Source organism: Methylobacterium crusticola, from assembly GCF_003574465.1.
GTDB lineage: Bacteria > Pseudomonadota > Alphaproteobacteria > Rhizobiales > Beijerinckiaceae > Methylobacterium > Methylobacterium crusticola.
In genome coordinates this window covers 19,585-44,572 of the sequence record NZ_QOWC01000013.1, presented here as the reverse complement: position 1 = coordinate 44,572, position 24,988 = coordinate 19,585, and the positions used below count along the sequence as shown (strand labels likewise).

23 protein-coding genes are annotated in these 24,988 nt (G+C 74.6%); 13 read left to right on the top strand and 10 right to left on the bottom strand.

Features of this window, described 5'->3' with window-relative positions; genetic code table 11:
- Positions 1-86 precede the first annotated feature (86 nt).
- Together DT057_RS10540 and DT057_RS10535 are read left to right on the top strand one after the other, a co-directional pair.
- The gene (locus DT057_RS10540) at positions 87-353 is read left to right on the top strand and encodes a hypothetical protein (RefSeq protein WP_128562052.1); all 267 of its coding nucleotides are present in this window, start codon (positions 87-89) and stop codon (positions 351-353) included.
- Positions 354-804: 451 nt separating this feature from the next.
- Complete coding sequence (locus DT057_RS10535; protein ID WP_128562051.1) at positions 805-1,632, top strand: gamma-glutamyl-gamma-aminobutyrate hydrolase family protein; 828 nt, start codon at positions 805-807, stop codon at positions 1,630-1,632.
- Between the two features lie 90 nt (positions 1,633-1,722).
- Here the strand turns inward: DT057_RS10535 and DT057_RS10530 are convergent, their stop codons facing one another.
- The 3 genes from DT057_RS10530 to DT057_RS10520 form a co-directional block, all read right to left on the bottom strand.
- Positions 1,723-3,033 carry an MFS transporter gene (locus tag DT057_RS10530; protein WP_128562050.1) on the bottom strand — a complete coding sequence of 437 codons (1,311 nt, stop codon included), beginning with the start codon at positions 3,031-3,033 and terminating at the stop codon, positions 1,723-1,725.
- Between the two features lie 99 nt (positions 3,034-3,132).
- Entirely contained in the window at positions 3,133-4,080 is a 948-nt protein-coding gene (locus tag DT057_RS10525; RefSeq protein ID WP_128562049.1) for a PDR/VanB family oxidoreductase, read from the bottom strand.
- An 11-nt stretch (positions 4,081-4,091) separates the two neighbouring features.
- Positions 4,092-4,583 carry an MOSC domain-containing protein gene (locus DT057_RS10520; protein WP_128562048.1) on the bottom strand — a complete coding sequence of 164 codons (492 nt, stop codon included), beginning with the start codon at positions 4,581-4,583 and terminating at the stop codon, positions 4,092-4,094.
- A 437-nt stretch (positions 4,584-5,020) separates the two neighbouring features.
- Here DT057_RS10520 and DT057_RS10515 point away from each other — a divergent pair, with 437 nt between their 5' ends.
- The gene (locus tag DT057_RS10515; protein WP_128562047.1) at positions 5,021-5,605 is read left to right on the top strand and encodes a helix-turn-helix domain-containing protein; all 585 of its coding nucleotides are present in this window, start codon (positions 5,021-5,023) and stop codon (positions 5,603-5,605) included.
- Positions 5,606-6,121: 516 nt separating this feature from the next.
- The gene (locus tag DT057_RS10510) at positions 6,122-6,928 is read left to right on the top strand and encodes a fumarylacetoacetate hydrolase family protein (RefSeq protein WP_162501372.1); all 807 of its coding nucleotides are present in this window, start codon (positions 6,122-6,124) and stop codon (positions 6,926-6,928) included.
- Positions 6,929-6,946: 18 nt separating this feature from the next.
- On the opposite strand, the gene DT057_RS10505 is transcribed toward DT057_RS10510, so the two are convergent.
- The 7 genes from DT057_RS10505 to DT057_RS10475 all read right to left on the bottom strand — a co-directional run bounded on the left by DT057_RS10505 (position 6,947) and on the right by DT057_RS10475 (position 14,064).
- Positions 6,947-7,771, bottom strand: coding sequence for an ABC transporter ATP-binding protein (locus tag DT057_RS10505; protein WP_128562046.1), 825 nt, complete (start codon positions 7,769-7,771; stop codon positions 6,947-6,949).
- The gene (locus DT057_RS10500; protein ID WP_128562045.1) at positions 7,765-8,778 is read right to left on the bottom strand and encodes an ABC transporter permease; all 1,014 of its coding nucleotides are present in this window, start codon (positions 8,776-8,778) and stop codon (positions 7,765-7,767) included. Before DT057_RS10500 ends, DT057_RS10505 begins: the two co-directional genes overlap by 7 nt.
- A gap of 13 nt (positions 8,779-8,791) precedes the next feature.
- The gene (locus DT057_RS10495; protein ID WP_128562044.1) at positions 8,792-9,883 is read right to left on the bottom strand and encodes an ABC transporter substrate-binding protein; all 1,092 of its coding nucleotides are present in this window, start codon (positions 9,881-9,883) and stop codon (positions 8,792-8,794) included.
- 66 nt (positions 9,884-9,949) lie between these two features.
- Entirely contained in the window at positions 9,950-10,513 is a 564-nt protein-coding gene (locus DT057_RS10490; RefSeq protein WP_128562043.1) for an OsmC family protein, read from the bottom strand.
- Between the two features lie 214 nt (positions 10,514-10,727).
- Positions 10,728-11,675, bottom strand: coding sequence for an ABC transporter substrate-binding protein (locus tag DT057_RS10485; RefSeq protein ID WP_128562042.1), 948 nt, complete (start codon positions 11,673-11,675; stop codon positions 10,728-10,730).
- A gap of 14 nt (positions 11,676-11,689) precedes the next feature.
- On the bottom strand, positions 11,690-12,793 hold the full coding sequence (locus tag DT057_RS10480) for an LLM class flavin-dependent oxidoreductase (RefSeq protein ID WP_128562041.1): 1,104 nt from the start codon (positions 12,791-12,793) through the stop codon (positions 11,690-11,692).
- 95 nt (positions 12,794-12,888) lie between these two features.
- The gene (locus DT057_RS10475) at positions 12,889-14,064 is read right to left on the bottom strand and encodes an acyl-CoA dehydrogenase family protein (RefSeq protein WP_407068104.1); all 1,176 of its coding nucleotides are present in this window, start codon (positions 14,062-14,064) and stop codon (positions 12,889-12,891) included.
- 585 nt (positions 14,065-14,649) lie between these two features.
- Here DT057_RS10475 and DT057_RS10470 point away from each other — a divergent pair.
- From DT057_RS10470 to DT057_RS10430, 9 genes are all read left to right on the top strand, one after another.
- Complete coding sequence (locus DT057_RS10470; RefSeq protein WP_128562040.1) at positions 14,650-15,762, top strand: NAD-dependent epimerase/dehydratase family protein; 1,113 nt, start codon at positions 14,650-14,652, stop codon at positions 15,760-15,762.
- Positions 15,759-16,874: an SDR family NAD(P)-dependent oxidoreductase gene (locus DT057_RS10465; RefSeq protein ID WP_128562039.1), complete on the top strand. Its 1,116-nt coding sequence runs from the start codon at positions 15,759-15,761 to the stop codon at positions 16,872-16,874. Before DT057_RS10470 ends, DT057_RS10465 begins: the two co-directional genes overlap by 4 nt.
- Complete coding sequence (locus DT057_RS10460; protein ID WP_128562038.1) at positions 16,871-18,157, top strand: TIGR04295 family B12-binding domain-containing radical SAM protein; 1,287 nt, start codon at positions 16,871-16,873, stop codon at positions 18,155-18,157. Before DT057_RS10465 ends, DT057_RS10460 begins: the two co-directional genes overlap by 4 nt.
- Before the next feature lie 85 nt (positions 18,158-18,242).
- Positions 18,243-19,355 carry a CgeB family protein gene (locus tag DT057_RS10455; RefSeq protein ID WP_128562037.1) on the top strand — a complete coding sequence of 371 codons (1,113 nt, stop codon included), beginning with the start codon at positions 18,243-18,245 and terminating at the stop codon, positions 19,353-19,355.
- A complete protein-coding gene (locus DT057_RS10450) occupies positions 19,352-20,446 on the top strand; it encodes a CgeB family protein (RefSeq protein WP_128562036.1) in 1,095 nt (364 codons plus the stop codon). Before DT057_RS10455 ends, DT057_RS10450 begins: the two co-directional genes overlap by 4 nt.
- Positions 20,443-21,582: a CgeB family protein gene (locus DT057_RS10445; RefSeq protein WP_128562035.1), complete on the top strand. Its 1,140-nt coding sequence runs from the start codon at positions 20,443-20,445 to the stop codon at positions 21,580-21,582. The genes DT057_RS10450 and DT057_RS10445 overlap by 4 nt, the downstream gene beginning before the upstream one ends.
- A 23-nt stretch (positions 21,583-21,605) precedes the next feature.
- Positions 21,606-22,616, top strand: coding sequence for a UDP-glucuronic acid decarboxylase family protein (locus DT057_RS10440; protein ID WP_128562034.1), 1,011 nt, complete (start codon positions 21,606-21,608; stop codon positions 22,614-22,616).
- A gap of 69 nt (positions 22,617-22,685) precedes the next feature.
- A complete protein-coding gene (locus DT057_RS10435) occupies positions 22,686-23,798 on the top strand; it encodes an inositol-3-phosphate synthase (protein ID WP_128562033.1) in 1,113 nt (370 codons plus the stop codon).
- Positions 23,799-23,880: 82 nt separating this feature from the next.
- Positions 23,881-24,987: a CgeB family protein gene (locus DT057_RS10430; RefSeq protein ID WP_128562032.1), complete on the top strand. Its 1,107-nt coding sequence runs from the start codon at positions 23,881-23,883 to the stop codon at positions 24,985-24,987.
- Position 24,988: the final 1 nt, after the last annotated feature.

Below are 24,988 nucleotides of genomic sequence, written 5' to 3'. Positions count from 1 at the left end.
GAATGCCGGCCGCCCGGCCGCCCGGTACACCTGATCCCGGCGATGTCGCGCACGATCCGCGCCGCATTCGCAGGGAGCATGCCCGCATGTCGAGACGTCTCGCGATCGCCCTCGCCCTCCTCGCCGCGACGGCGGGGCCGGCCGCTGCCCAGGACGGCCGGGTGCCCGCCGCGGACGCCGCGCCGGCCCCGGCGCAGGCCTCCGGCGCGCCGTTCCTGCCCGCGCTGGCCCGCGCCGTGCGGGCATTCGTCGACGGCGCGCCGCCGCGGCTCGACGACGCGCCGGACCGCCGGATGGCCGTCCTGAAGGCCTGGCTCGCCCGGCACGACGCCGCCCTCGCGCAGGACCGGTGACGCGCCCGCCCCCGGACGGGTCGCGCGGGGGCGATCGCGATCGCCGAGGACGGGCCTGGCGTTCGCGTTGCGGACGGGGGCGCCACGCCGCGACCGCGACGCCGCACGACACCCCCCCGAGACGCTGCCGGTCCTGATCCTGGGCGGCGGCAGCGCCGCCTGCGGATCGCACGACGTCCTGGGATGCCTCGAGGCTCGCGTGCCTCGGCGTAGGCTGGCCGGATGGCTCCTCGCGGGAGCCAGCACCGCCGCCTCACGGCCCGGGGGGGCCTCCTGCCGCGACACGAGGCCGGTGCCGCGGGCGATGACCGAGAGGGTCGTGCAGGCGCGGCGCGCCGCGCCCGGGCTGCGCGTGCCGGAAGGATCTTGGCCGCTGCCGCGACGGCGTGCGAGAACCGCACGCGGCGCGTGGCCCCCGCCGGCGGGGGGCCCCGGAACGAGGCTTGGCACGATGGCGAGACCCGTGGTCGGCGTGATCGGGAACACGCACGTGGTCGAGGGCCGTTTCCCCGCCCAGCGCGTGGGCGAGAACAACCTGCGGGCCGTGGCGGAGTTCGCCGGCGCGCTGCCGCTGATGTTTGCCGGGACGCCGCGCATCACCGACCTCGCGGAGCTCCTCGACGCCGTCGACGGCGTGCTGCTGACGGGGGCGCGCGCCAACGTCCACCCGGCGCGCTTCCGGGCGGAGGCGCATCCGCGCCACGAGCCCTACGACGAGGAGCGGGACGCCCTGGCGCTGCCGCTGATCGAGGCCTGCGTGGCCCGCGGCATCCCGCTGTTCGGCATCTGCCGCGGCTTCCAGGAGATGAACGTCGCCTTCGGCGGGTCGCTGCACCCCGAGATCCGCGAGCTGCCGGGGCGCATGAACCATCGCATGCCGCGCCTCGACACCGGCGAGATCCACCCCGATCCCGAGGTGGTCTTCGCCGAGCGCCACGACGTCCGGCTCGTCCCGGGCGGCGCCTTCGCGCGGCTCCTCGGCCGCGAGACGATCCGGGTGAATTCCTTGCACGGCCAGGGCATCCTGGAGCCGGGCGGGCGGGTCGTCGTGGAGGGCGTGGCGGAGGACGGGACCTTCGAGGCGATCCGCATCGCCGGGGCGCCCGGCTTCGCGCTCGGCGTGCAGTGGCACGCGGAGCACGACCCGCAGGTCAGCGCGGTGAACCGGGCGCTGTTCCGGGCCTTCGGCGACGCCGTGGCGCGCCGCCGCGGCGAGGGTTGCGGGCGGTCTCGCCCGGCGGAGGCCCGCTCCCACGGGGACGCCGCTGCGGACCGGTGAGCCGGCGCCCCGGGCGCCGGAGTTGCAAGGGCCGGCGCTCCTGGGGCCGGCGCTCCTCGAGCCGCCACTCCGGGGGCCGGTGCGGCGCGCTCAGCGCAGCTCCGTCCGGGCCGTCTCGGGGGCCATGGCGGTGGCCACGATCGTGATCAGGGCGGCGGCGATCAGGTAGATCGAGATCGGCCAGGTCGCGCCCCCGCTCCAGACCATCAGCGAGGCGGCCGCGAAGGGCGTGAGGCCGCCGGAGATCGCCGCCCCGATCTGGAAGCCCAGCGAGGCGCCGCTGTAGCGCAGGCGCGCCGCGAACAACTCCGAGTAGAACGGCGCCCCGACCCCGAACCCGACCATCTGCCCGAACGAGATCGCCGCCACGATGGCGAGGGCGATGATCGTCGGGTCCTTCGTGTCGACGAGCCAGAAGAACGGGAACGCGAAGGCGATGCAGAACAGGCAGCTCGCGTAGAACATCGTCTTGCGCCCGACCCGGTCGGACAGCCAGCCGAACAGCGGGATCGAGAACAGGGCGACGAACGACGACGCGAAGATGCCGTTGAGGACGACGCTGCGCGGCAGCGCGAGGGTGCCGGTGACGTAGCTGATGACGAACACGCTCGCGATGCTCGCCCAGGCGATCTCCGAGAGCTTCAGCCCGACGGCGGTCAGGAACGCCCGCGGGTGCTGGGTGATCACCTCCACGACGGGCAGGCGCGCCACGTCCTTGCGCGCCTCGACGACGCGGAAGGCCGGCGTCTCCTCGAGCCGCAGCCGGATGAAAAGGCCGACGCCGACGAGCAGGATGCTGATCAGGAACGGCACCCGCCAGGCCCAGCCCAGGAACTCGCTCTCCGGCAGCCCGGACATCGCCGTGAAGATGCCGACCGCCGCGAGGTTGCCGAGCGGGTTCCCGACCTGGACGAGGCTGCCGAAGAAGCCGCGCCGGCGCGCGGGCGCGTTCTCCACGACCATCAGCACCGCGCCGCCCCACTCGCCCCCGAGGCCGACGCCCTGCAGGAGCCGCAGGAGCACGAGCAGGATCGGGGCCCAGATCCCGATCTGCGAATAGGTCGGCAGGCAGCCGATCAGGAAGGTGCCGACGCCCATGATGATGATGGTGGCGGCCAGCATCCGCTTGCGGCCGACCTTGTCGCCGAAATGCCCGAAGATCGCCGCCCCGAGCGGCCGGGCCAGGAAGCCGACCGCGTAGGTCGCGAAGGCCGCGATCGTCCCGACCGCCGGGTCCGACGAGGGGAAGAACAGCTTGTTGAAGACGAGCGCGCTCGCCGTCCCGTAGATCAGGAAGTCGTACCACTCGACCGCCGTGCCGACGACGCTCGAGGTCACGATGCGCCGCATCTGGGCCGGGCCGATCGCGGGCAATGGTGGGGATGTCACTTGGATCGTCATGGCCGGGAACCCCTCGCTCGTTGGCCCGCCTGGTCGCTCCCGCCCGAAGGTCGCGGCCGTTTCCCGGCGCTCTCGATCGAACCGCCCGCCGCGTCCCGCTCAGAGGTCGAGCCGCAGCGCGCCGACCGCCCGCGACACGCAGGGGATGAACCTGTCCCGCCGCGCCCGCGGCGACAGCACGACGTCGCGGTGGATCGGGCTGCCCGCGAGGTAGCCGCACACGCAGGCGCCGCAGACGCCGATCTCGCAGGACGACGGGACGTCGATGCCGGCCTCCCGCAGGAGGTCGATGGCGGCCCGCCCGGCCGGCACCCGGAGGGTGGCGCCGGTGGAGCGCAGCACGATGTCGAACGGCTCGGGCACGAAGCCGTCCGCGTGCAGGGGCTGGAACGCCTCGAACCGCACCGCCTCGTCCGGCCAGCCGGAGGCGGCCTCGCGCACGGCGTCCATGAAGCCGGCGGGGCCGCAGCAATAGATCTCGGTGCCGGGCTCGGGCTCGCGCAGGAGGGCCTCGAGGGCGAGCCGGGTCCCGGGCGGGTCGTCGAAATGGGCGACCACCCGGTCCGGGCCGAACGCCTCCGCCTCCCCGAGCAGGGGCGCGCCGGCGCGCCCGCGCGCGAAGACGTGCAGGCGGAAATCCCGGCCGGCTGCCGCGAGCGCGTGCGCCATGGCGAGGAGCGGGGTGATGCCGATCCCGCCCGCGAGCAGCAGGCAGCGTCCGGCGGCGGCGGAGAGCTCGAAGTGGTTGCGCGGCGCCGACACCATGAGGGTGGCGCCGGCCGCGAGGTTGTCGTGCAGCCAGCGCGACCCGCCGCGCCCGCCCGCCTCGCGCTTGACGGCGATGCGGTAGGTCCGCCGGTCGGCCGGATCGCCGAGGAGCGAGTATTGCCGCACCCGGCCGTCCGGCAGGTGGACGTCGACGTGGGCGCCCGCCGTCGCCGCCGGCAGGAGGGGCCTGCGCGGATGCCGCAGCGCGACGAGCAGGACGTCGCCGGCCTCTGGCCGCACCTGCGCCACCTCGAGCTTCATGATCAGGCGCGGCGACATCGCGGCGGCCGTCAGTCGGCGAGCGGCACGATGGGGTCGCCCGGCCGGATCACGCCGCCGACCTCAATGGAGCAGTTCAGGCCCGAGCGGTTGAGCAGCCCCTCGTAGAGGCCCGGCACGCCGAGCAACTCCTCGAGGTACTTGCAGGGAAAATTCATCCGGCCGCCCTTCAGAACGACCTCCCCGACCCTGAAGCGGCGCCCGACCAGGTGGTTCAGCGGGACGCCGCGGGTGGTCAGGTTGCGGCGATGGTCGATGGGTTCCAGCCGCGTCGCGAGGCCCGGGACCTTGGGCTCGCCCTGCTCCAGGGCCTCCAGGACCTCCACCTCGATCAGGGTGACCTCGCGGATGTCGGGCTTCGCCGAGTAGGTGCCGGTCCCCAGGAGGTAGCGGTCGCCCTCGATGCCCCGGCCGGCGATCAGGCGCGCCTGCGCGAGCTCCTCCATCTCGACGGAGGCCGAGGGCGCGATGTGGATGTGGAGCAAGTGTCCGGACCAGGTCATCGTCATCGTCCATCCGCGTTGCCGGAGGTCCAGGCCCGGGAGCGCCCGCCCCGGTCGCGACCGGGCCGAACCATCACTCGTTAACCCAGGCGTTCTCCGCGACGAGCGTGTTTCCACGTCGCCTAAAATCGCTCTCGCATCGTTCAAGGCCGGCACGCGGGCAAACGTCACCGTGTGCCGTGCTTCTCGAATGCTACACCGATCGCGCCTGCATTCAAGCTCCTCGTCTGGGCAACAAGTTGCCTATTTCGGCATCAGCGAATCGACTTGCGCTGTCGGCCGCCCCGGCTCGGCGCGCGACGTGCCGCGGCGGCGGATCGGACCGGCGCGCTCCGGGGGCGCGGCGCAGCCTCCCGCCGGTTGACGCGGAGCGGCGCCGCCATGCTAAACCGGCGGGCCCTGCGCCGCTGGCGAGACGAGGCCTGGCGGGACGCCCGATGCTCGACGAGTTGCCGGAATGGCTGCGTGCGGATGCGGGCCTGAGCCTCGCCCGCGAGGTGAAGGCCGCCCGCAAGGCGCGCGGCTGGACCCTCGCGGAGCTCTCGGCCGCGGTCCGCCTCGACAAGGGCTACCTGTCCAAGGTCGAGCGCGGCCTCAAGGTGCCCTCGGTCGCGACGGTGCTGAACCTCGCCCGCGCGCTCGACGTGCAGGTCGCGCAGCTGTTCGGCAAGACCGTGGACGCCTCGGCCATCCACCTCTCCCGCGCCGAGGAGCGGGCGACGCCGGCGGACCGGCAGGAGGGCACCGGGTACCGCCTCGAGGCGCTGACCGCCGGCAAGGGCAGCGCCGGGCTCGAGGGCTTCCTGGTCTACCCGCCGCCGGATTTCACCGACGAGTTCCGGGCCGAGCACGACGGCGAGGAACTCCTCTTCGTCGTCGGGGGCTCCGTGGAGGTGAAGTTCGCCGACCGGGTCGTGGCCCTGCGCGCCGGCGACGCCCTGCAATTCCCGGGACGCCTGCCGCATCAGGTGCGCCGCACCGCGAGGACGGCCTGCGTCCTGATCGCCGTGACCCGGAGCTGAGCCCCGGCGCCTCGCGCCGGCCGGGCGCCGGTCCCCCAAGGGCCGCTCGTTCCGATGGCCGGCGCAGGGTCGAACGTGCCGCTCGCGCGTCGTGCACCCGGGACCATCGCGGCCGTCCCGCACGCGACCCCGCCGGGGAGCGGTCCGGGACCGTGCGGAGGGAGACGCTGGACGCGACGGCACCCGTCAGCCCGGGTCGCCCGACCCTGCTCGCCGCGCTCTGGCCGGGCCCGGCACCGGCGGCAGCGCCGACGCCGCGGCCGGCCGGAACGGCGGCGGGCTCAGGACCACGTCCGGAACCCGCGCCAACGTCCACGGTGCGGGCGGGACCGAGGCCGCGCCCCGGGCGTTCAAGGTCCAGGTGCAGGCCGGTCGCGGGCGGACGGGGCCGGCGCGGCAAAGGGCGTCCGCGCGGCAAGGGGCGTTTGCGCGGTAAGGGGCGTTCGCGCGGCAAGGAGCGTCCGCGCGGCGTCGGTCCGGCCCGATCGCTACGGGCCCTTCACGGGGAGGTTTCGCATGATCACGACCAGCCGGCGGGATGCCCTCAGAGCCGCGGCCGGGGCGGCGCTCGGCACCGCGTCCCTGCCCGGCGCCGCGGCCGCGCAGGCCGCCGCCCCGCGGACGCTGTTTGCCGTACCGCAGGCCGTCGTGCCCATCGCGGGGACCGACGCGGTGTTCCCGGTGCGCCGGATCTACTGCATCGGGCGCAACTACGCGGCCCATGCCCGCGAGATGGGCTCCGACACCAACCGGGAGCCGCCGTTCTTCTTCCAGAAGCCGGCCGACGCCGTGCAGTACGTGGAGGCCGGGAGCGTCGGCGAGCATCCCTACCCCACGCTCACCAGGAACTACCATTACGAGCTCGAGCTGGTGGCGGCCCTGAAATCGGGCGGGCGCGACATCGCCCGGGACCGGGCGCTCGAACACGTCTACGGCTACGCCGTGGGGCTCGACATGACGCGGCGCGACCTCCAGCGCGGCATGGGCGACCAGAAGAAGCCGTGGGAGATCGGCAAGAGCTTCGACCGCTCGGCGCCGATCGGGCCGATCCAGCCGGCGGCGGCGACCGGGCATCTCACCCGCGGCGCGATCCGCCTCGCGGTGAACGGGGAGGTGAGGCAGGATGCCGATTTGTCGCAGATGATCTGGTCCGTGGCCGAGCAGATCGCCAACCTGTCGGAGGCCTTCGAGCTGAAGGCCGGCGACCTCGTCTACTCCGGCACACCCGAGAACGTCGGGCCGGTCGTCCGGGGCGACGTGCTCCTCGGCCGGATCGCGGGCCTGCCCGACCTCTCCATCCGGATCGTGGACGGCACCGGCTGAGCGCCGCGGGCGTGGCCGTCACGGCGTTCCCAGCAGGTCGAGGATCCCGCGGCGCGCCTCCACGAGCTCCGGATCCTCCCGGTGCCGGGGATAGGGCCGGTCGTTGGCGATGTCCGCCTTGATGCGGGCCGGGCGGTCGGAGAACACGATGATGCGCTGGGCGAGCACCAGGGCCTCCTCGACGTCGTGGGTCACGAGGAGCGCCGAGAAGCCCTTCTCGCGCCACAGCCGCACGAGCTCGCCCTGCATCGCCAGGCGGGTGAGGGAGTCGAGCTTGCCGAGGGGCTCGTCGAGGAGGAGCAGCGGCGGCTCGTTCACGAGGGCGCGGGCGAGGGCGACGCGCTGCGCCATGCCGCCCGAGAGCTGGTGCGGGAAGGCCTCGGCGAAGCCCGACAGGCCGACGAGGGCGAGCGCCGCATCGACGCGCCCGCGCTCGCGCCCGAGGACGCCGCGGGCCTCCGGCCCGACCGCGACGTTCCCGAACACGCTGCGCCAGGGGTAGAGCGTCGGGTCCTGGAAGACGAGGCCGCGGGAGGGGTCCGGGCCCCGCAGGGGCACGCCGTCGACCGCGATCTCGCCGCGGCCCGGCGGCTCCAGGCCGGCCACGAGGCGCAGGAGCGTCGACTTCCCGCAGCCGGAGGGGCCGAGCAGCGCCACGAAGGCGCCCGGCGCGACGTCGAAGCCGACGTCGTCGAGGACCGGCAGCGGCGCCCCGTTCAGCGCGAAGGCGTGGCCGACGCCGCGCAGCGACACGGCGGCACCGCGCCCGGGCGCCGCCGCGGCCGGCGCGCCGTCGCGGCCCCGGGCGGCGCGACGCGCCCGGGGGAGCAGGCCGGCTACCATTGGACCAGTCCCTTCTGCCAGGAGAGCAGCCGGTCGCGCACCCGGAACAGGAGCGTGATCAGGCCCGAGCAGGCGAGCGCCATCACGGCGAGCGCCGCGTACATGTTGGCGTAGGCCGCCCAGCCTTGCGCCCATTGCAGGTACCAGCCGAGGCCGGCCTTCACCCCGAGCATCTCGGCCACGACCAGCACGGCGAACGAGCCGCCGAGCCCCATGAACAGGCCAACGAAGACGTGCGGCAGGGCGGCCGGGATCGCGACCCTGAGGATCAGGAAGGATTCGCGCGCGCCGAGCGTGCGGGCCACGTCGTAATAGGCCTTGTTGACCCCGGCGATGCCCGACCAGGTCAGCACCGTCACGGGGAACCCGGTCGCGAGGGCGACCAGGAAGGTCGAGGCCGACCCGCTCGACGGGAAGACGAAGAAGGCGAGCGGCAGCCACGCGGTCGCGGGCAGCGGACCGACGAAGCGCAGGACCGGGTGGACCCAGTAGCCGACCGCCCGCGACCAGCCGACCGCGACCCCGAGCGTGAAGCCGGCGATGGCGCCGAGGACGTAGCCGCCGGCGAGCAGCCGCAGCGAGTGCCAGACGCTGTCGGCGAGGCGCGCGTAGTCGTCGACGAAGACCTCCACGATCGCCTGCGGCGGCGGGAAGAACGGCATCGGCAGCCAGGCGAGCTTCGCGGTCGCGACCTCCCAGAGCCCGAGCAGCGCCGCGAGCGCGACGAGCCAGTGCGACCAGTCGCGCAGGCGCCGGCCGGCCGCGCCGAGGGGCCGCGGCAGCAATCCCGCCGCCAGGAAGCCGGTGCCGAGGGCCGCGAGCGCGCCGGCGAACTCGGGCGTGCAGCCGAAATCCCCCGCGTCCGGCCACGCCGCCGTGGCGGCCGCGAGGCCGATCCAGGCGAGGCCCGCGGCGACGAGCGAGGGGGCGAGCGGGACGCCCGCGCGCCGGGCCTCCCCGCGCCCGGGCAGGGCCGCGGCGCCGGACCGGAGGGCGATGTCACGCATCGGCTCGCCCTCCTCAGCTCAGCACGTCGGCGTAGACGCGCTCGGCGAACTGGCCCGCGTCGGTGCGCGCCCGGATCACCTTCACGATCTTCAGCTCGTCGACGTAGGCGGCGATCTGCTGCTTCAGCTCGGCGCCGAGGGGATGGTGATGGTGGGTGTGGCTGCGCAGCATCGCGGCGAGGTCCTCGACCGAACCCTTGCCGCCGTAGCCCGCGAAGATCCGCGCGGCGTCCGCCGGGTCCTCGGCAACCCGGGTGCCGGCTTCGAGGAGCGCGCGGGTGAGCGCCGTCGCCACCGGCCGCTCGTCGCGCACGAGCGCGCCGCGCAGGGCCAGCACGCAGCAGGTCCGGTCCCGGTACTCGGCCGAGAGGTTGTTGGCGACCTCGGCCAGGCGCTCGTCCTTCGCCCACAGGTAGGTGCGGGGGTCGCCGTCGGCGAGCGCCTGCGCCTCGCCCTTCTCGACCGCGAGGGCGAGGAGATCGAGCGGGTAGGTGCGCCACTCGACGTCCCGCTCCGGGTCGATGCCGCGCTTGGCGAGGAGCAGGCCGAAGAAGTTCTTGGCCGGCGAGGCCTGGTCGCTCACGGCGATCACCCGGCCCTTGAGCGCCTCGAGCGTCGTCGCGCCGGCCGAGCGGGCCCCGAGGAGCCGCAGGCAGCCCCCGTGGATGCCGGCCGTGATCTTGACGTCGAAGCCCTGTTCCAGGGGCTTGAGCCAGCGCAGCGCCATGCCGATGCCGGCATCGGCCTTGCCGGTGGCGATCGCCTCGAGGAGCTGCTCGGTCGAGCCGCCGAAATTGACGAACTCGACGTCGAGCCCGTGCCGGGCGAAGTGGCCGCGCTCCTTGGCGAGCGGCGCGGCGGCGGTGCAGATCGCCGAGGCGTTCCAGGCGAGCCGGATCGGGCGCAGGGGGCCGCCCGCGCCGGCCGCCTCGCCGACCGCCGCCCGGCAGATCGGCGGGGCGTCCCAGCCGGGTCGGGCGGAGGGCAGGAGCCCGGCTGCGGAGGGCGAGGCCAGGAGGCCGAGGGGGGCCGCCGCGCCGAGGAGGCCGGCCCGCGCGAGGAAGTGGCGCCGCGTGGGCGGCATCGGGTCAGGTTCGTCCGTCATGGTCCGGGTTCATTCCTGGGAGGGGGGACCGCCCGGAGGGGCGCGCGGGGAGCCGGCGCGGCGGGCTCAGGCGGCCCGAGGCCGCACCGGGGCCGCGCTCGCGGGCGGCGCCCGGTGCTCGACGGCGCCGCGGATCGTCTGGGCGTTCCTCAGGAGGTTCAGGATCGGGCAGGCGCGCTCGACCTCGGCTTCGAGCCGCAGGACCGCCTCCCGCGGCGCCGCCGAGACGATGTGGACCGTGTAGGCGAGCGCGTGCGGGCTCACCGGCACCGCCTCGAAGCCCGGCCGCCCGGCCCGCGCGTCGAGCTCGCCCGTGACCTCGACGTCGAGCGCCGAGACGTCGACGCCGAGGAGCGCCGCCTGGATCAGGTAGGAATGCGCGAGGCAGCTGCCGAGGATGCCGAGCTGCAGCTCGGGCGAGGTCGGGCCGAGGTCGTAGCCGGCGAAATCGGGGGGCGAGTCGGTGACGACCTGGTGGTCGCGGATGCGGATGCGCCGCACCCCGCTGCGGCCCTCCGCGCTCACCTGCGCCCGCAGGGGCGTGACCGCGAGCTCGCCGCTCTCGATGCGCGCGCCGCGCGCCGCCAGGGCTTCGCGCTTCTCGGTCAAGTAATCGTTGAGCGAAGCCATCGATCGTCCTCTCAAGATGCCGGCGCGCCCGGCTTTCCAACAATTGCGCCAGTGATCTCTCAAGGCTCTGATGTTGTAACGGAACTCACCATTGCGTCAACAAGACAGATTTGCTTTTGTTTTCGCTGATACGAGTGGTCCCATGCTCTTTTTCGTCGAGATCGAAGAAGGCCCTCGTCTCGAGCGCCCCGGGCCCGGGCGGGGCGCCCTGCCGTCACTGGGTGGCGGCGCCGGCGCCGGAGCGGGCGGCGTCGTTGAAGGAGGTGTCGAACACGCTCGACGCCTCGACCCGCCGCGGGATCAGGCCGTGGCGCTGGTAGAGGTCGGCGACCTTCTGGGCGTCGGCGACGATCGCGGGATCGATCGGGGCCGGCCGGATGTCCGCCCGCTTGAACCACCAGAGCGGCACGCTCTCGGGCAGGCCGACCAGCGCCGACCAGCTCCGCGCGAAGGCCTCCGGGTGCGCCGTGCCCCAGACCCGCGCCTTGGCGAGACGGCGCACGAAATCCTCCAGCGCCGGCCGCTTCGTCGCGATGGCGTCGTCGCGGGCGGCTTGGAAGCTCAGGCCCGGCGTGAGCCCGCGCCCGTCCGCGACGACGCGGGCGCGGCCGGTGCTCTCGAGCTGCGAGGTGTAGGGCTCCCAGGTCGCCCAGGCGTCGACGGACCTCGACAGGAGGGCGGTCTGCGCGTCGGAGGGCAGCAGGAAGGTGAGGCCGACATCCTCGGGCGTCCACTGGGCCTGCTCCAGGCTCGCCAGCACGAGCTGGTGCCCAATGGAGCCCCGCCCCGTGGCGATGCGCTTGCCCTTGAGGTCGGCGAAGGTCCGCACGGGCGAGTCCGGCCGCACCAGGACGGCGAGCCCGGCCTGGTTCTGGCGGATGGCGAAGATCGCCTTGATCGGCGCCCCCGCGGCGGCCGCGAAGGTGAAGGGCGCGTCGCCGGCGATGCCGGTGTCGATGGCGCCCGCGTTCAGGGCCTCGAGGAGCGGGGCGGCGGCCGGGAACTCCTTCCACTCGAGGCGGTAGGGCAGGTCGCCGAGGACGCCGGCCGCCTCCATCAGGGCGCGGGAGCCGCCCTTCTGGTCGCCGACGCGCAGGATCGTCTGGGCCGAGGCCGGCCCGAGGGCGAGGGCGAGGGCCGCGAGGGCGAGGATCAGACGCACGCTGCCGGCCCCCCTCACGCGGCCGCCCGGGCGCGGGACGCCGCGCCGCTGAGGCGGCGGAAGGCCGGGATCAGCGCGCGCCCGTACTGCACCGCGTCCTCCAGGGGATCGAAGCCGCGGATCAGGAAGGTCGTCACCCCGAGGGCGTGATAGTCGAGGAGCGCCTCCGCGACCTGGTCGGGCGTGCCGACGAGGGCGGTCGAGTTGCCCTGCGCGCCGGTCTCGGCGGCGATCGCCGTGTAGAGGCGCTTGTCGAGGCGGCTGCCCTGGGCGGCCGCCGCGAGGAGGCGGCGCGAGCCCTCGTTGGGCGGCGTTGCCGCGGGCCCGAGGCCCCGCGCGGCCCGCAAGGCCTTCGTGCGCGCGAGGATCGATTCCGCCCGCGCCCAGGCGGCCTCCTCGGTCTCGGCCAGGATCGGGCGGAACGACAGGCTGAATCCGACGCGGTCCTCGCGCCCGTGCCGGGCCGCCGCCGCCCGCACGCGCGCGATGGTGTCGCGCACCTGGGCGTGCGTCTCGCCCCAGAGCGCGTAGGTGTCGGCGTGCCGGCCGGCGACCGCGATGGCCGCCTCGGACGAGCCGCCGAAATACACCGGCAGGTGGGGCTGCTGCACCGGCTTCACGGCCGAGAAGGCGCGCGCCGCGCGGTAGTAGCGCCCCTCGTAGTCGAAGGGCTCGGCGGAGGTCCAGGCGGACTTGACGACGTCGAGGTACTCGCTGGTGCGGGCGTAGCGCTCGTCCTTGGTGAGGAAGTCGCCGTCCTGCGCGAGCTCGGCGTCGTTGCCGCCGGTGATGATGTAGACGCCCGCGCGGCCCCCCGTGAGGTGGTCCAGGGTGGCGAGCTGGCGGGCCGCCACCGTGGGCGCCTGGAACCCCGGGCGGTGGGCGATCATCAGGTTGATGCGCTCGGTCACCGACGCCGCGTACTGGGCGAGCGCGAAGCTGTCCGGCGCGGTCGAGTGGAAGGCGACGAGCACGCGGTCGAAGCCGCCGTACTCGTGCGCCTGGGCCACCGCCCGCACGTAGTCGCGGTCGATGACCGGCCCCGCGCTCGGGTGGATCTCCGACCCGTGCTGGGCCGCGACGAAGCCGATGAAGTGGACGTCGGCGCTCTGCGTCATGGTGGATGTCCTCAGGTCTCGGGTGTCGGCGTGGCACGGCGGCCGGCGTCGGCAGGGGGATCCGGGCCGGATCCGGTGCGCCCGGCCCCTCGGTCTCAGAGCCCGAGCGCGGCGCGCCCGGCGGCGAGCCGGATCGTGTCGCCCTGCGGCGTGTGGATGCGCGCGCACAGGACGTCGCGCAGGTGGCGCTCGAGCGGGTTGGCGCGCGACAGGCCGGGATTGCCGGTGAGCTCGACCGCGCGCTGCACCACCTCGATCGCGTTCTCGGTCACCGTGAGCTTGACGAGCCCGCTCTCGGTGGCCGGCGGGGGCGCCCCCGCGTCGGTCTCGGCGGCAACGCCGGCGAGGAGGCGCCGGTTGACCGCGAGCAGGCGCTCGCTCTCCCCCATCGCCTCCTGGAACCGGGGCAGGCTCGCGAGCGGCGCGCCGAGGTTGGCGGGCGCACGCGTCCCGAGGTAGCGCGCGAGCCAGTCCTGCGCGGCCCGCGCGATGCCGTCGTAGAGGGCGGCGATCAGGGTCGTGTTCCAGGCCAGGGCGACCGCCTCGGGTCCGCCCGGGGCCGCGGGCGGGCGCAGGTCGAGGGCGTGGTCGCCCGGGACCGGGACGTCATCGAGGACCACGTCGTGGCTGCCGCTCGCCCGCATGCCGAGGTGGTCCCAGGACGCCTCGATCCGGATCCCGGGGGCGGACATCGGCACGAGGACGAAGCCGACGCGGGGCGCCGCCTCGTCGGTCCGGACGAAGACGAGGCCGAACGCGAGCGCCGGCGCGCCGGTCGAGTAGATCTTGCGGCCGCTCACCCGCCAGCCCTCGGGCGCCCGGCGGGCGATCGTCGCCGGCAGCCCGCCGCGCGCCGGCGACCCGAGTTCGGGCTCGACGCGCAGCGCGTTGAGGAGCGCGCCCTCCTCGACCGCGGCCCGCTGGAGGCGCGCCACCGGGCCGGCGGGCCAGCCCGTCGCGCGGGCGAGGGTCGCGTGGTGGAGGGCCTGCATCGCGAGGACGAGGGCGGCGGCGGGATCGCCCTGCGCCAGGGTGCCGATCACCGCGCTCGTCGCGGAAAGGCCCGCCCCCTGCCCGCCCCGCGCCCGCGGAACCGTCAGCGCCGCGAGGCCGGCGGCGCGGCAGGCGGCGATGCTCCGCGCCGCGAAGCGGCCCGCGCGGTCGTCGTCGGCGGCGGCTTGCGCCAGCGCCGGAACGAGGGCCCGCGCCGTCGCGAGGGGATCGGTGGCGGGAGCCGGGTCTCCCGGGATCGCGCGCAGGCGTGCCGTCACGCGGACCGTCCCCGCGGGCTCCCGGCGCGGCGGGACGAGGATGAGGCATTCACGGCGTGAGATCCTTCTGTCGGCCGCGCCGGCATCGTGACGGACGCGGCGGCGTTGCGTCGCGGGCGCCCGGCGCGGCGGGACCGGGCGTCGCGCGGCGCTCCGCCTGCCATCCCGCGATGGAAGACTGAAGCAGACCGCACGATCCCGGCGAAGTCGGAGAGATGTTATCCTCAGTCTCGCGGTCGTCAACGAGAAAGACTTTGCAAAATGCCGGATCCGGAGAGCATCTCCCGCTAGATCTACTGCGCTGGGGAGAAGATGATACTCTTCGGGTGCGGCTCATCGGTCCGCGTGGCCGCCCGGCCCGGGCGCCGGGACCGCCCGCACCGGCCGGAACGCGGCCGGTCGGCGGCCGGCGCACCGGCCACGCGGCTCCGCGATCCTGCGCGCACCGGCGATCACACCGGAACCGTCCTAGTTTTCCAATGTTGATGCGGCAGCGGAGACGATGGTGCGTATCTGTTGCCGCCTTTGCCAAGCGCGCGCGAGAGTCGAGCCGTCATAGGCTCGCCGTGTGGAGGATTTTTCGAGTTGGGTGAGACTGTCCTGATTAGTGGTGGCGCAGGATTTATTGGTGTTCATCTTTCTCAGTCTTTACTGTCGCGGGGCTATAGAGTCCGCGTTCTCGACAATCTGATCGAGCAGGTGCACGGGACCGGGTCTCGGCCGGAAGGGCTGAGCCCGGATGTCGACCTCGTCCGGGGCGACATCCGCGACGCGGCGGCGCTCGCCCGCGCGCTCGAAGGCGTCGATTCCGTGGTCCACCTCGCCGCGGAGGTCGGCGTCGGCCAGAGCATGTACGCGGTCGAGCGCTACGTCTCGGTCAACGACGGCGGCACCGCCGCGCTGTTCCAGCAGCTCATCGACCGGCCGGTGCGCCGGGTCGTGGTGGCCTCCTCCATGAGCGTCTACGGCGAGGGCCTCTACCGGGCGGCCGACGGCGGCATCGTGCAGGACGCGGTGCGCAAGCCGCGCCGGCCGGGCGAGCCCTGGGATCCCGTGGACGCGGGCGGGCACCCGATGGTGCCCGTGCCGACGCCCGAGTGGAAGGCCCCGACCCTGGCCTCCGTCTACGCGCTGACGAAGTACGTCCAGGAGCGCCTGACCCTGACCCTGAGCCCGGTCTACGGCATGGAGGGCGTCGCGCTCCGGCTCTGGAACGTCTACGGGCCGGGCCAGGCGCTCTCGAACCCCTACACGGGCGTGCTGGCGATCTTCGCGTCGCGGCTCCACAACGGCCAGCCGCCGATGATCTTCGAGGACGGCGAGCAGCGCCGCGACTTCGTGCACGTCGAGGACGTCGCCGAGGCCTTCGTGCTGGCGCTCGAGCACCCGAGCGCGCCCGGCCAGGTCTACAACGTCGGCAGCGGCCAGGACTGGTCGGTGCGGGAGGTGGCCCAGATCCTCGCGCGCGCGATGGGCAAGCCCGGGCTCGAGCCCGAGATCACCGGTCAGGCGCGGACGGGCGACATCCGCCACTGCATCGCCGACATCGGCAAGATCCAGCGCGAGCTCGGCTTCCGGCCCCGGCGGGACTTCGCCGAGGGCGTCGCGGAACTGGCGGCCTGGGTCGCCGAGCAGCAGGCGGTCGACCGGGTGAAGGAGGCGCGCAGCGAGCTCGAAGCCCGAGGCCTCGTCGCGTGACCCGGCCCGCGACCAGCCGGGCGGACGACGCGGCTCGGCCGGCCACCGGCCGGACCGTGCTCGTCACGGGGGGCGCCGGCTTCATCGGGGCAAACCTCGCGGACCGCCTCGCCGCCGACGGACACCGCGTCGTGGTCTACGACGCCCTGCTGCGCCCGGGCGTCGAGGCGAACCTCGCCTGGCTCCGGGAGCGGCACCCCGAGCGGGTCACGGCCGTCGTCGGCGACGTCCGCGACGCCGGCCGGGTCGCCGAGTGCGTGGCGGGCGCCGACGCGGTGTTCCATCTCGCCGCGCAGGTCGCCGTGACGACGAGCCTCGTCTCCCCGCACGAGGACTTCGCCGTCAACCTCGGGGGCACCCTCGCGGTGCTGGAGGCCCTGCGGCGGCGCGGCGCGCCGGTGCCGCTCGTCTTCGCGTCGACCAACAAGGTCTACGGCAACCTGCCGGATCTCGCGCTCAGCGCCACGAACGACGCCTACGTGCCGGTCGATCCCGACCTGCGGCGGTGGGGCATCGGCGAGCAGCAGCCCCTCGACTTCCACACCCCCTACGGCTGCTCCAAGGGCGGCGCCGACCAGTACGTGCTGGACTACGCCCGCAGCTTCGGCATCCCGACCGCGGTGATGCGGATGAGCTGCATCTACGGCCCGCGCCAGATGGGCACCGAGGACCAGGGCTGGGTCGCGCATTTCGTGATCAGCGCGCTCGCGGGCCGGCCGATCAGCATCTACGGCGACGGCCGGCAGGTGCGCGACATCCTGCACGTCTCGGACGCCGTCGCGGCCTACCTGGCGGCCTGGGAGCGGATCGACTCCGTCGCCGGCCAGGCCTTCAACCTCGGCGGCGGGCCCGGCAACGCCGTGAGCCTGCGCCAGCTCCTGGCCTACGTCGAGACGCTGATCGGCCGCCCCGTCGACCTGCGCTTCTCGGACTGGCGCGCGGGCGACCAGCGCTACTACGTCTCGGACACCCGCCGCGCCGCGGCCGCCCTCGGGCTGCCCGCCCCGACGCCCTGGCAGCGGGGCGTCGCCGACCTCGCGGCCTGGCTCGCCGAGGCGGGCGCCCGGCCCCCCGATGCTCCTTCCGTCCGCCTGATGGGAGCGGCCGAATGAGAGTGGCCCTCGTCAATCCCGCCTGGGATTACCGCAACAGCATCTATTTCGGCTGCCGGGAGCCGCACCTGCCGCTGGAGCTCGGCTACAGCCGGGCGCTCCTGGCGGCGGCGGGCCACGACGTCCTGCTCCTCGACGCGCATCTCTGCGGGCTGACCCACGCCGAGGCCGCCGCGGACGTGGCGGCGTTCGCCCCCGACATGACCGTGGTGGCGACCGCCCCGACCTACCTGTTCTGGCGCTGCGCGCCCCCGGAATTGCGGGTGCCGCGCGCGTTCCTGGACGCCCTCGGCGGGCGCGGCGGCCGGACCGTGGCGGTCGGGCCGCACGGCTCGGCGACGCCCCGGCCGACCCTCGAGAAGCTCGGCGTCGACGCGGTGGTGCGGGGGGAATGCGAGGAGGTCGTGCTGCGCCTCGCCGGGCAGGACGGCTTTCGCGGCGTCCCGGCCCTCGCCTACCGGGAGGGCGGCGAGACGATCGTAGCGGGGCCTCCCCACGCGGGCCGCTTCATCGACCTGCCGGCCCTGCGCTGGCCCGCCGGGTGGCTCGCGCGCCACACCCACCACCATCACCGCTTCGACCGCGCGCCCGACGGCCCCGGCGCCGAGGTCGAGGCCTCGCGCGGCTGCCCCTACACCTGCAGCTTCTGCGCGAAGATCGACTTCCGCGACGCCTACCGGCGCCGCGACCTCGCCCACGTGCTCGACGAGATCGACGGCCTGATCGCCGAGGGCGTCACCTACGTCTACTTCATCGACGAGATCTTCCTGCCCCAGAAGCCGCTCCTCGAGGCCCTGGTCTCGCGCGACGTGCGCTTCGGCATCCAGACCCGGATCGACCTCTGGAAGCCCGACATGCTGGACCTCCTCGGGGCCGCGGGCTGCGTCTCCATCGAGGCGGGCATCGAGAGCCTCACGGTCGAGGGCCGGGCTGCCCTCGACAAGAAGTGCCGCGCCACGACGGACGAGCTCGCCGAGCGGCTGATCCACGCCCGCAACACCGTGCCGTTCGTGCAGGCGAACCTGATCAAGGTCGCGGGCGACGATCCGGCCCTGGTGGCCGAGTGGCGCGACCGCCTGCGCCGGCAGGGCGTCTGGGCCAACGACCCTGTGCCGCTCTACCCCTACCCGAGCTCGCCCGACTACCGGCGCCTCTGGGGCGAGCCGGACGACGCGGCCTGGGAGCGGGCGCACGCCCACTACCTCGCCCAGTTCGACCATTTCAGCGACATCCAGGAGGAGCGCCCGCTGCCGCTCCGGGAGCTGGAGGCCGCATGCGGGTAGGCTCGCGCGACGGGGCCGCGCCCGCGGCGAACGCGGTCGGAGGACCTGGCACGACCCCGGGTCCCCGGCGGACGGGAGGCGCCCCGTGAGGATCGCCTACTTCACGCACTCCCTCGCCTCGTGCTGGAACCACGGCAACGCCCACTTCCTGCGCGGCGTCCTGCGGGAGCTCGCCGCGGACGGCCACGCGGTGGCGTCGTTCGAGCCGCGGGGCGCCTGGAGCCTCGCGAACCTCCTGCGCGACCACGGCGAGGCCGGGCTGGCGCCGTTCCGCGCCGCCTATCCGGAGCTGGATCCGCAGGTCTACGACGCCGTCGCGCCGGCGGTGGAGCGCGCCGCGGAATCCGACCTCGTGGTCGTCCACGAGTGGAGCGACCCGGACCTCGTGGCGGCCCTCGGCGCGGCGCGCCGGCGCGGTGCGGGCTACACCCTGCTGTTCCACGACACCCACCACCGGGCGGTGAGCGAGCCCGAGGCGATGCGGCGCTTCGACCTCTCGGGCTACGACGGCGTGCTGGCCTTCGGCGAGGCGCTGGCGGCGGTCTACCGCGGCTGGGGCTGGGGGGAGCGCGTCTTCGTCTGGCACGAGGCCGCCGACACGCGCCTGTTCCGCCCTCCCGCCGCCGAGGGGCCGCGGGAGGGCCTCGTCTGGATCGGCAACTGGGGCGACGACGAGCGCAGCGCCGAACTCGAGACCTTCCTGTTCGGCCCGGCCCGGGCCGCCGGGCTGCCCCTCGACGTCTACGGGGTGCGCTACCCCGAGGCCGCGCTGGCGACGCTCGCCCGGTCCGGCGCGCGCTACCACGGCTGGGCCCCGAACGCGGCCGCGCCCGGCCTGTTCGCCCGCCACCTCGCGACCGTGCACGTGCCCCGGCGCTTCTACGTCGCGCAGCTGCCCGGCATCCCGACGATCCGGGTGTTCGAGGCGCTCGCCTGCGGCATCCCCCTGGTGAGCGCCCCCTGGGACGATGCCGAAGGGCTGTTCCGGCCCGGGACCGACTACCTCGTGGCGGCGGACGGCCCGGGGATGGAGCGCCACCTGCGCGCGCTTGCCGCCGATGCCGGCCTGCGCGCGCGCCTCGCGGCCGCCGGCCTCGCGGCGATCCGGGCCCGCCACACCTGCCGCCACCGCGCCGACGAGCTTCTGGGCATCGCCCGACGCCTGCGCGCGCCCGCGCTCCCGGAGACCGTCGCGTGAGGATCGCCTTCTACGGATCGAGCCTGCTGTCGTCCTACTGGAACGGCGCCGCCACGTACTACCGCGGCCTCCTGCGCGATCTCGCGGGGCGGGGCCACCGCGTCACCTTCTACGAGCCGGACGCCTACGAGCGGCAGCAGCACCGCGACATCGATCCGCCGCCCTACGCCGAGGTGCGGGTCTACCCGGCGACGCCCGAGGCCGTGCGCGCCGTCGTGGCGGAGGCCGCGCAGGCGGACGTGGTCGTGAAGGCGAGCGGCGTCGGCGTGTTCGACGATGCGCTGCTGGAGGGCGTCGTCGCGGCCTCGCGCCCCGAGGCGATCCGCATCTTCTGGGACGTCGACGCGCCCGCGACCCTGGCCGAGCTCGCCGCGACCCCGGGCCACGCCCTGCACCGGGCGATGCCGTCCCTCGACCTGGTGCTCACATACGGCGGCGGGCCGCCGGTCGTCGCCGCCTACGAGGGGTTCGGCGCCGCGCGCTGCATCCCGATCTACAACGCCCTGGATCCCGACACCCACCACCCGGTCCCGCCCGACCCGCGCTTCGCCGCCGACCTCGCCTTCCTGGGCAACCGGCTGCCGGACCGCGAGGCGCGGGTCGAGACGTTCTTCCTCGACGCGGCGGCGCGGCTGCCCGCGCGCGCCTTCCTGATCGGCGGCAACGGCTGGGGCGACAAGGCCATGCCGGGCAACGTGCGCCACCTCGGCCACGTCTACACGCGCGAGCACAACGCCTTCAACACGACGCCGCTCGCGGTGCTCAACATCGCGCGCGACAGCATGGCGGCCGTCGGCTACTCGCCCGCCACCCGGGTGTTCGAGGCGACGGGCGCCGGCGCCTGCCTCATCACCGATTCCTGGACCGGCCTCGACCTCTTCCTGCGGGAGGGCGAGGAGGTTCTGGTCGCCCGCGACGGCCGGGACGTCGCCGCGCACCTGGCCGCGCTGACCCCGGAGCGCGCCCGCGCCATCGGGGCGGCGGCCCGCGCCCGCATCGCCCGCGAGCACACCTACGCGCACCGGGGCGCCGAGGTCGACGCCATCCTGAGCGGGGAAGCGGCGCGCAAGCGCGAGCGGAGCGTCGCATGACGCGCCCGCCGCTCCGCCTCGTCGTCCTCGGGCTCAGCCTGTCCTCGTCCTGGGGCAACGGCCACGCCACCACGTACCGGGCCCTGCTCGGGGCCTTCGCGGAGCGCGGGCACGCGATCCTGTTCCTCGAGCGCGACGTGCCCTGGTACGCCGGCCACCGGGACCTCACCGACCCGGATTTCTGCGAGCTGTCCTTCTACGACGACCTCGCCGACCTCGAGCGCTTCCGCGACCGCATCGCCGCCGCCGACGCGGTCGTGGTCGGCTCCTACGTGCCCGAGGGCGTGGCGGTCGGCCGGCGCGTGCAGAGCTGGGGCCGGGGGGTGCGGGCGTTCTACGACATCGACACCCCCGTCACCCTGGCGAAGCTGGAGGCGGGGGACCACGAGTACCTCACGCCCGACCTGATCCGGGCCTACGACCTCTACCTGTCCTTCACGGGCGGCCCGACGCTGCGCTGGATCGAGGAGCATCACGGCTCGCCCGCCGCGCGCCAGCTCTACTGCTCGGTGGACATGGACGCCTACCGGGCGCCGGCGCGGGCGGTGCGCTGGGACCTGTCGTATCTCGGCACCCACAGCCCCGACCGCCAGCCGACCCTGACGCGGCTCCTGCTCGAGCCGGCCCGGCAGGCCCCGCACCTGCGCTTCGCGGTGGCGGGCCCGCAATACCCCGCCGGCATCGACTGGCCGCGCAACGTCGAGCGGATCGAGCACGTCGCGCCCGCGGACCACCCGGCCTTCTACGCGGCGAGCCGCTACACCCTGAACGTCACCCGGGCCGACATGATCCGGGCCGGGTACAGCCCGAGCGTGCGCCTGTTCGAGGCCGCCGCCTGCGGCACGCCGATCCTCACCGACCGCTGGGAGGGTCTCGAGACCGTGTTCGTGCCGGGGCGCGAGATCCTGCCGGTCGACGCGGCCGGGGACGTGCTCGCCCTCCTGGAAGGGCAGCCCGAGGCCGAGCGCCTGCGGGTGGCGGCGGGCGCCCGCGCCCGCGTGCTCGCCGCCCACAGCGCGGCGCATCGGGCGGCCGAGCTCGAGGCCCACCTGCGTGAGGCCATCACCCACAACCGGCACGTCCCCCGCGACCCCGTGCGCGGCGGGACGACGGCCGGAGCAGCGATGAGCGACTGATGGCAGCGAAGAAGGAAGGTGCCATGACCGGAGAGAGAGGCCTACGCGTACTGGTTGCAGGCGGGGCCGGGTTCATCGGGTCCCACCTGGTCGACGCGCTGCTCGCCGAGGGCGCGCGCGTCACCTGCCTCGACAGCCTCCTGACCGGGCGTCAGGCCAACCTCGACCACCTCCGGCGCGAGGCGCGCTTCACGTTCGTCGAGGCCGACCTCGTCGATCCGCTGCCGCGCCTGCCGCGCTTCGACCGGATCTTCAACCTCGCCTGCGCGGCCTCGCCGCCCCACTACCAGGCGAACCCGGTCCACACGATGATGACGAGCGTGCTCGGCACCCACCGGCTGCTCGAGCGCGCCCGGGCGGACGGGGCCCGCTTCCTCCAGGCCTCGACCAGCGAGGTCTACGGCGATCCCGACGTCCACCCGCAGCGGGAATCCTACTGGGGCAACGTGAACCCGACCGGGCCGCGCGCCTGCTACGACGAGGGCAAGCGCGCCGCCGAGGCCCTGGCCTTCGACTTCGAGCGGGTGCACGGCACGGATGTCAGGGTCGCGCGGATCTTCAACACCTACGGCCCGCGCATGCGGTCCGACGACGGGCGGGTCGTCTCGAACGTCATCTGCCAGGCGCTCGCCGGCCTCGACATCACGATCTACGGCGACGGCACGCAGACGCGTTCGTTCTGCTACGCGAGCGACCTCGTCGACGGCCTGATGCGCCTGATGGGGCGGGACGCCTCGCCGGGAGGGCCCGTCAACCTCGGCAACCCGAACGAGCTCACCATCGGCGACCTCGCCGAGCGCGTCGTGCGCCTGACCGGCACCGCCTCGCGGGTGGTCGCGCGGCCCCTGCCCGTGGACGATCCGCGCCGGCGCAAGCCCGACATCACCCGGGCGCGCGAGCTGCTCGGCTGGGCCCCGGCCGTGGCGCTGGAGGAAGGCCTCGAGGCGACGATCGCGTGGTTCTCCCGCGAGATCGCCCCGGAGCCGGTGCTCCGGATGGAGCGGCTCGAAGGTGACGTCCTTGCGGCGGAGTGAGCGCGGCGCCGCCGGGAGCGGGCGGGCGTCCCGCCGCCCGCTCGGTTCAGCGCGCGTGAGGAGGCCGTGATGGCTGGCCCCAAGGTTCGCGTCGGCATCGTCGGCGTCGGCAACTGCGCCTCCTCGTTCGTGCAGGGCCTGCACTACTACCGGGAGGCGTGCCCCGACGAGGCCGTGCCGGGGCTGATGAACGTCGTGCTCGGGGGCTACCACGTCGCCGACGTCGAGGTGGCGTGCGCCTTCGACATCCATGCCGGCAAGGTCGGCCGCGACGTGGCCGAGGCGATCCTCGTCGCGCCCAACAACACGGAGCGCTTCGCCGCCGTCCCGCCGAGCGGCGTCGTGGTGCGGCGCGGGCCGACGCTCGATGGGCTCGGGGCCTACCTGCGGGCCGACGTGCCGGAATCGGAGGTGCCCGAGGCCGACGTCGCGGCGGAGATCGAGCGCAGCCGGACCGACGTCCTCGTCTGCTACCTGCCGGTCGGCTCGCAGCGCGCCGCCGAGTTCTACGCGGACTGCGCCCTGCGGGCCGGCTGCGCCTTCGTGAACTGCATCCCGGTGTTCATCGCCTCCGACCCGGCCTGGCGGGCGCGCTTCGCCGCCCGGGGGCTGCCGCTCGTCGGCGACGACATCAAGAGCCAGGTCGGCGCCACGATCGTGCACCGGATGCTCGCCAACCTCCTGCGCGAGCGCGGCGTGCGGCTCGACCGGACCTACCAGCTCAATTTCGGCGGCAATTCCGACTTCAAGAACATGCTGGAACGCGAGCGGCTCGAATCGAAGAAGCTCTCGAAGACGCGGGCCGTGACGAGCCAGCTCGACGTGCCGCTCGCCCCCGACGACATCCACGTCGGGCCGAGCGACCACGTGCCGTGGCTCACCGACCGCAAGTGGGCGCATATCCGGCTCGAGGGCACGGCGTTCGGCGGCGTGCCGCTCAACATCGAGCTGAAGCTCGAGGTCTGGGACTCGCCGAACTCGGCCGGCATCGTGATCGACGCCGTGCGCTGCGCCAAGCTCGCCCGCGACCGGGGCACCGGCGGCGCCCTGATCGGACCCTCGAGCTACTTCATGAAGGCGCCGCCGCACCAGTTCACCGACCACGAGGCGCGGGAGCGCACGCTGCGCTTCGTCGCGGGCCTGCCCGACCCCGTTCCCGCCGGATCGTCGGAGCCGACGTGAGCCGGCCGCCGTCGCCCCCGGCCCCCCGGACCGCCGGGCCCGCCCCCGGGCCGGCCGGCCGCGGCCGGCGCGTGAGGCCGCGATGAAGCTGATCGTATTCGGTCTCACCGTCAGCTCGGCCTGGGGCAACGGCCACGCGACCCTCTGGCGCGGCCTGTGCCGCGCCATGGCGGAGCGCGGCCACCAGGTCGTCTTCTTCGAGCGCGACGTGCCCTACTACCGCGCCCACCGCGACCTCACCGCCCTGCCCGGCGGGCGCCTCGTCCTGTACGAGGACTGGGACGGGATCCGCGCCCTCGCGGCCCGGGAGGTCGCGGGGGCGGACGTCGCCATGGTGACGTCCTACTGCCCGGACGCCGCGGCCGCGACGGAGCTCGTCCTCGCGGCCCCGCGGGCGCGGCGGGTCTTCTACGACCTCGACACGCCCGTCACGCTCGCGCGCCTGCGCCGCGGCGAGGCCGTCGACTACGTCGGTCCCGGCGGCCTCGCGGGCTTCGACCTCGTCCTGAGCTACACCGGGGGCCGCGCCCTCGCGGCGCTGCGCGACGAGCTCGGCGCGCGCCGGGTGGCGCCGCTCTACGGGCACGTCGACCCGGGCGTGCACCGGCCGGCCCGCCCCCTCGAGCGCTACCGGGCCGACCTGTCCTACCTCGGCACCTACGCGGCCGACCGGCAGGCGGGCGTGTCCGCCCTCCTGATCGCGCCGGCCCGGCGCCGTCCGGAAAGCCGCTTCCTCATCGGCGGCGCGCAGTACCCGGCGGACTTTCCCTGGACCCCCAACATCCACTTCGTGCACCACGTCGTGCCGGAGGAGCATCCGGCCTTCTTCGCCTCCTCGCGCCTGACGCTCAACGTCACCCGGGGCGCCATGGCGGAGAGCGGCTGGTGCCCGTCCGGGCGCCTGTTCGAGGCGAGCGCCTGCGGCAGCGCCGTCCTGAGCGACACCTGGGAGGGGCTCGACGCGTTCTACGAGCCCGGCGAGGAGATCCTGATCGCCCGCGATGCCGACGAGGTCTGCGCGGCCATGGACCGCAGCGACCGGGAGATCCGCCGCATCGCCGAGGCCGGCCGCGCGCGCACCCTGCGGGACCACGTCGCCGCGCGCCGCCTCGACGCGCTCGAGCGCATCCTCTCGGAGGTGCCGCCGCCTCCGGGATCCCGCGTGCCCGAACTCACCGAGGAGGCGTGAC

Excerpts from the sequence above, each read along its gene's own strand:
- DT057_RS10530 (WP_128562050.1), bottom strand. The coding sequence starts at position 3,033 with ATGACGATCCAAGTGACATCCCCACCATTGCCCGCGATCGGCCCGGCC.
- DT057_RS10435 (WP_128562033.1), top strand. The coding sequence starts at position 22,686 with ATGGCTGGCCCCAAGGTTCGCGTCGGCATCGTCGGCGTCGGCAACTGC.
- DT057_RS10460 (WP_128562038.1), top strand. The coding sequence starts at position 16,871 with ATGAGAGTGGCCCTCGTCAATCCCGCCTGGGATTACCGCAACAGCATC.
- DT057_RS10440 (WP_128562034.1), top strand. The coding sequence starts at position 21,606 with ATGACCGGAGAGAGAGGCCTACGCGTACTGGTTGCAGGCGGGGCCGGG.
- DT057_RS10445 (WP_128562035.1), top strand. The coding sequence starts at position 20,443 with ATGACGCGCCCGCCGCTCCGCCTCGTCGTCCTCGGGCTCAGCCTGTCC.
- DT057_RS10540 (WP_128562052.1), top strand. The coding sequence starts at position 87 with ATGTCGAGACGTCTCGCGATCGCCCTCGCCCTCCTCGCCGCGACGGCG.
- DT057_RS10495 (WP_128562044.1), bottom strand. The coding sequence starts at position 9,883 with ATGACGGACGAACCTGACCCGATGCCGCCCACGCGGCGCCACTTCCTC.
- DT057_RS10505 (WP_128562046.1), bottom strand. The coding sequence starts at position 7,771 with ATGGTAGCCGGCCTGCTCCCCCGGGCGCGTCGCGCCGCCCGGGGCCGC.
- DT057_RS10515 (WP_128562047.1), top strand. The coding sequence starts at position 5,021 with ATGCTCGACGAGTTGCCGGAATGGCTGCGTGCGGATGCGGGCCTGAGC.
- DT057_RS10525 (WP_128562049.1), bottom strand. The coding sequence starts at position 4,080 with ATGTCGCCGCGCCTGATCATGAAGCTCGAGGTGGCGCAGGTGCGGCCA.
- DT057_RS10480 (WP_128562041.1), bottom strand. The coding sequence starts at position 12,793 with ATGACGCAGAGCGCCGACGTCCACTTCATCGGCTTCGTCGCGGCCCAG.
- DT057_RS10535 (WP_128562051.1), top strand. The coding sequence starts at position 805 with ATGGCGAGACCCGTGGTCGGCGTGATCGGGAACACGCACGTGGTCGAG.
- DT057_RS10490 (WP_128562043.1), bottom strand. The coding sequence starts at position 10,513 with ATGGCTTCGCTCAACGATTACTTGACCGAGAAGCGCGAAGCCCTGGCG.
- DT057_RS10510 (WP_162501372.1), top strand. The coding sequence starts at position 6,122 with ATGATCACGACCAGCCGGCGGGATGCCCTCAGAGCCGCGGCCGGGGCG.
- DT057_RS10500 (WP_128562045.1), bottom strand. The coding sequence starts at position 8,778 with ATGCGTGACATCGCCCTCCGGTCCGGCGCCGCGGCCCTGCCCGGGCGC.
- DT057_RS10430 (WP_128562032.1), top strand. The coding sequence starts at position 23,881 with ATGAAGCTGATCGTATTCGGTCTCACCGTCAGCTCGGCCTGGGGCAAC.
- DT057_RS10520 (WP_128562048.1), bottom strand. The coding sequence starts at position 4,583 with ATGACCTGGTCCGGACACTTGCTCCACATCCACATCGCGCCCTCGGCC.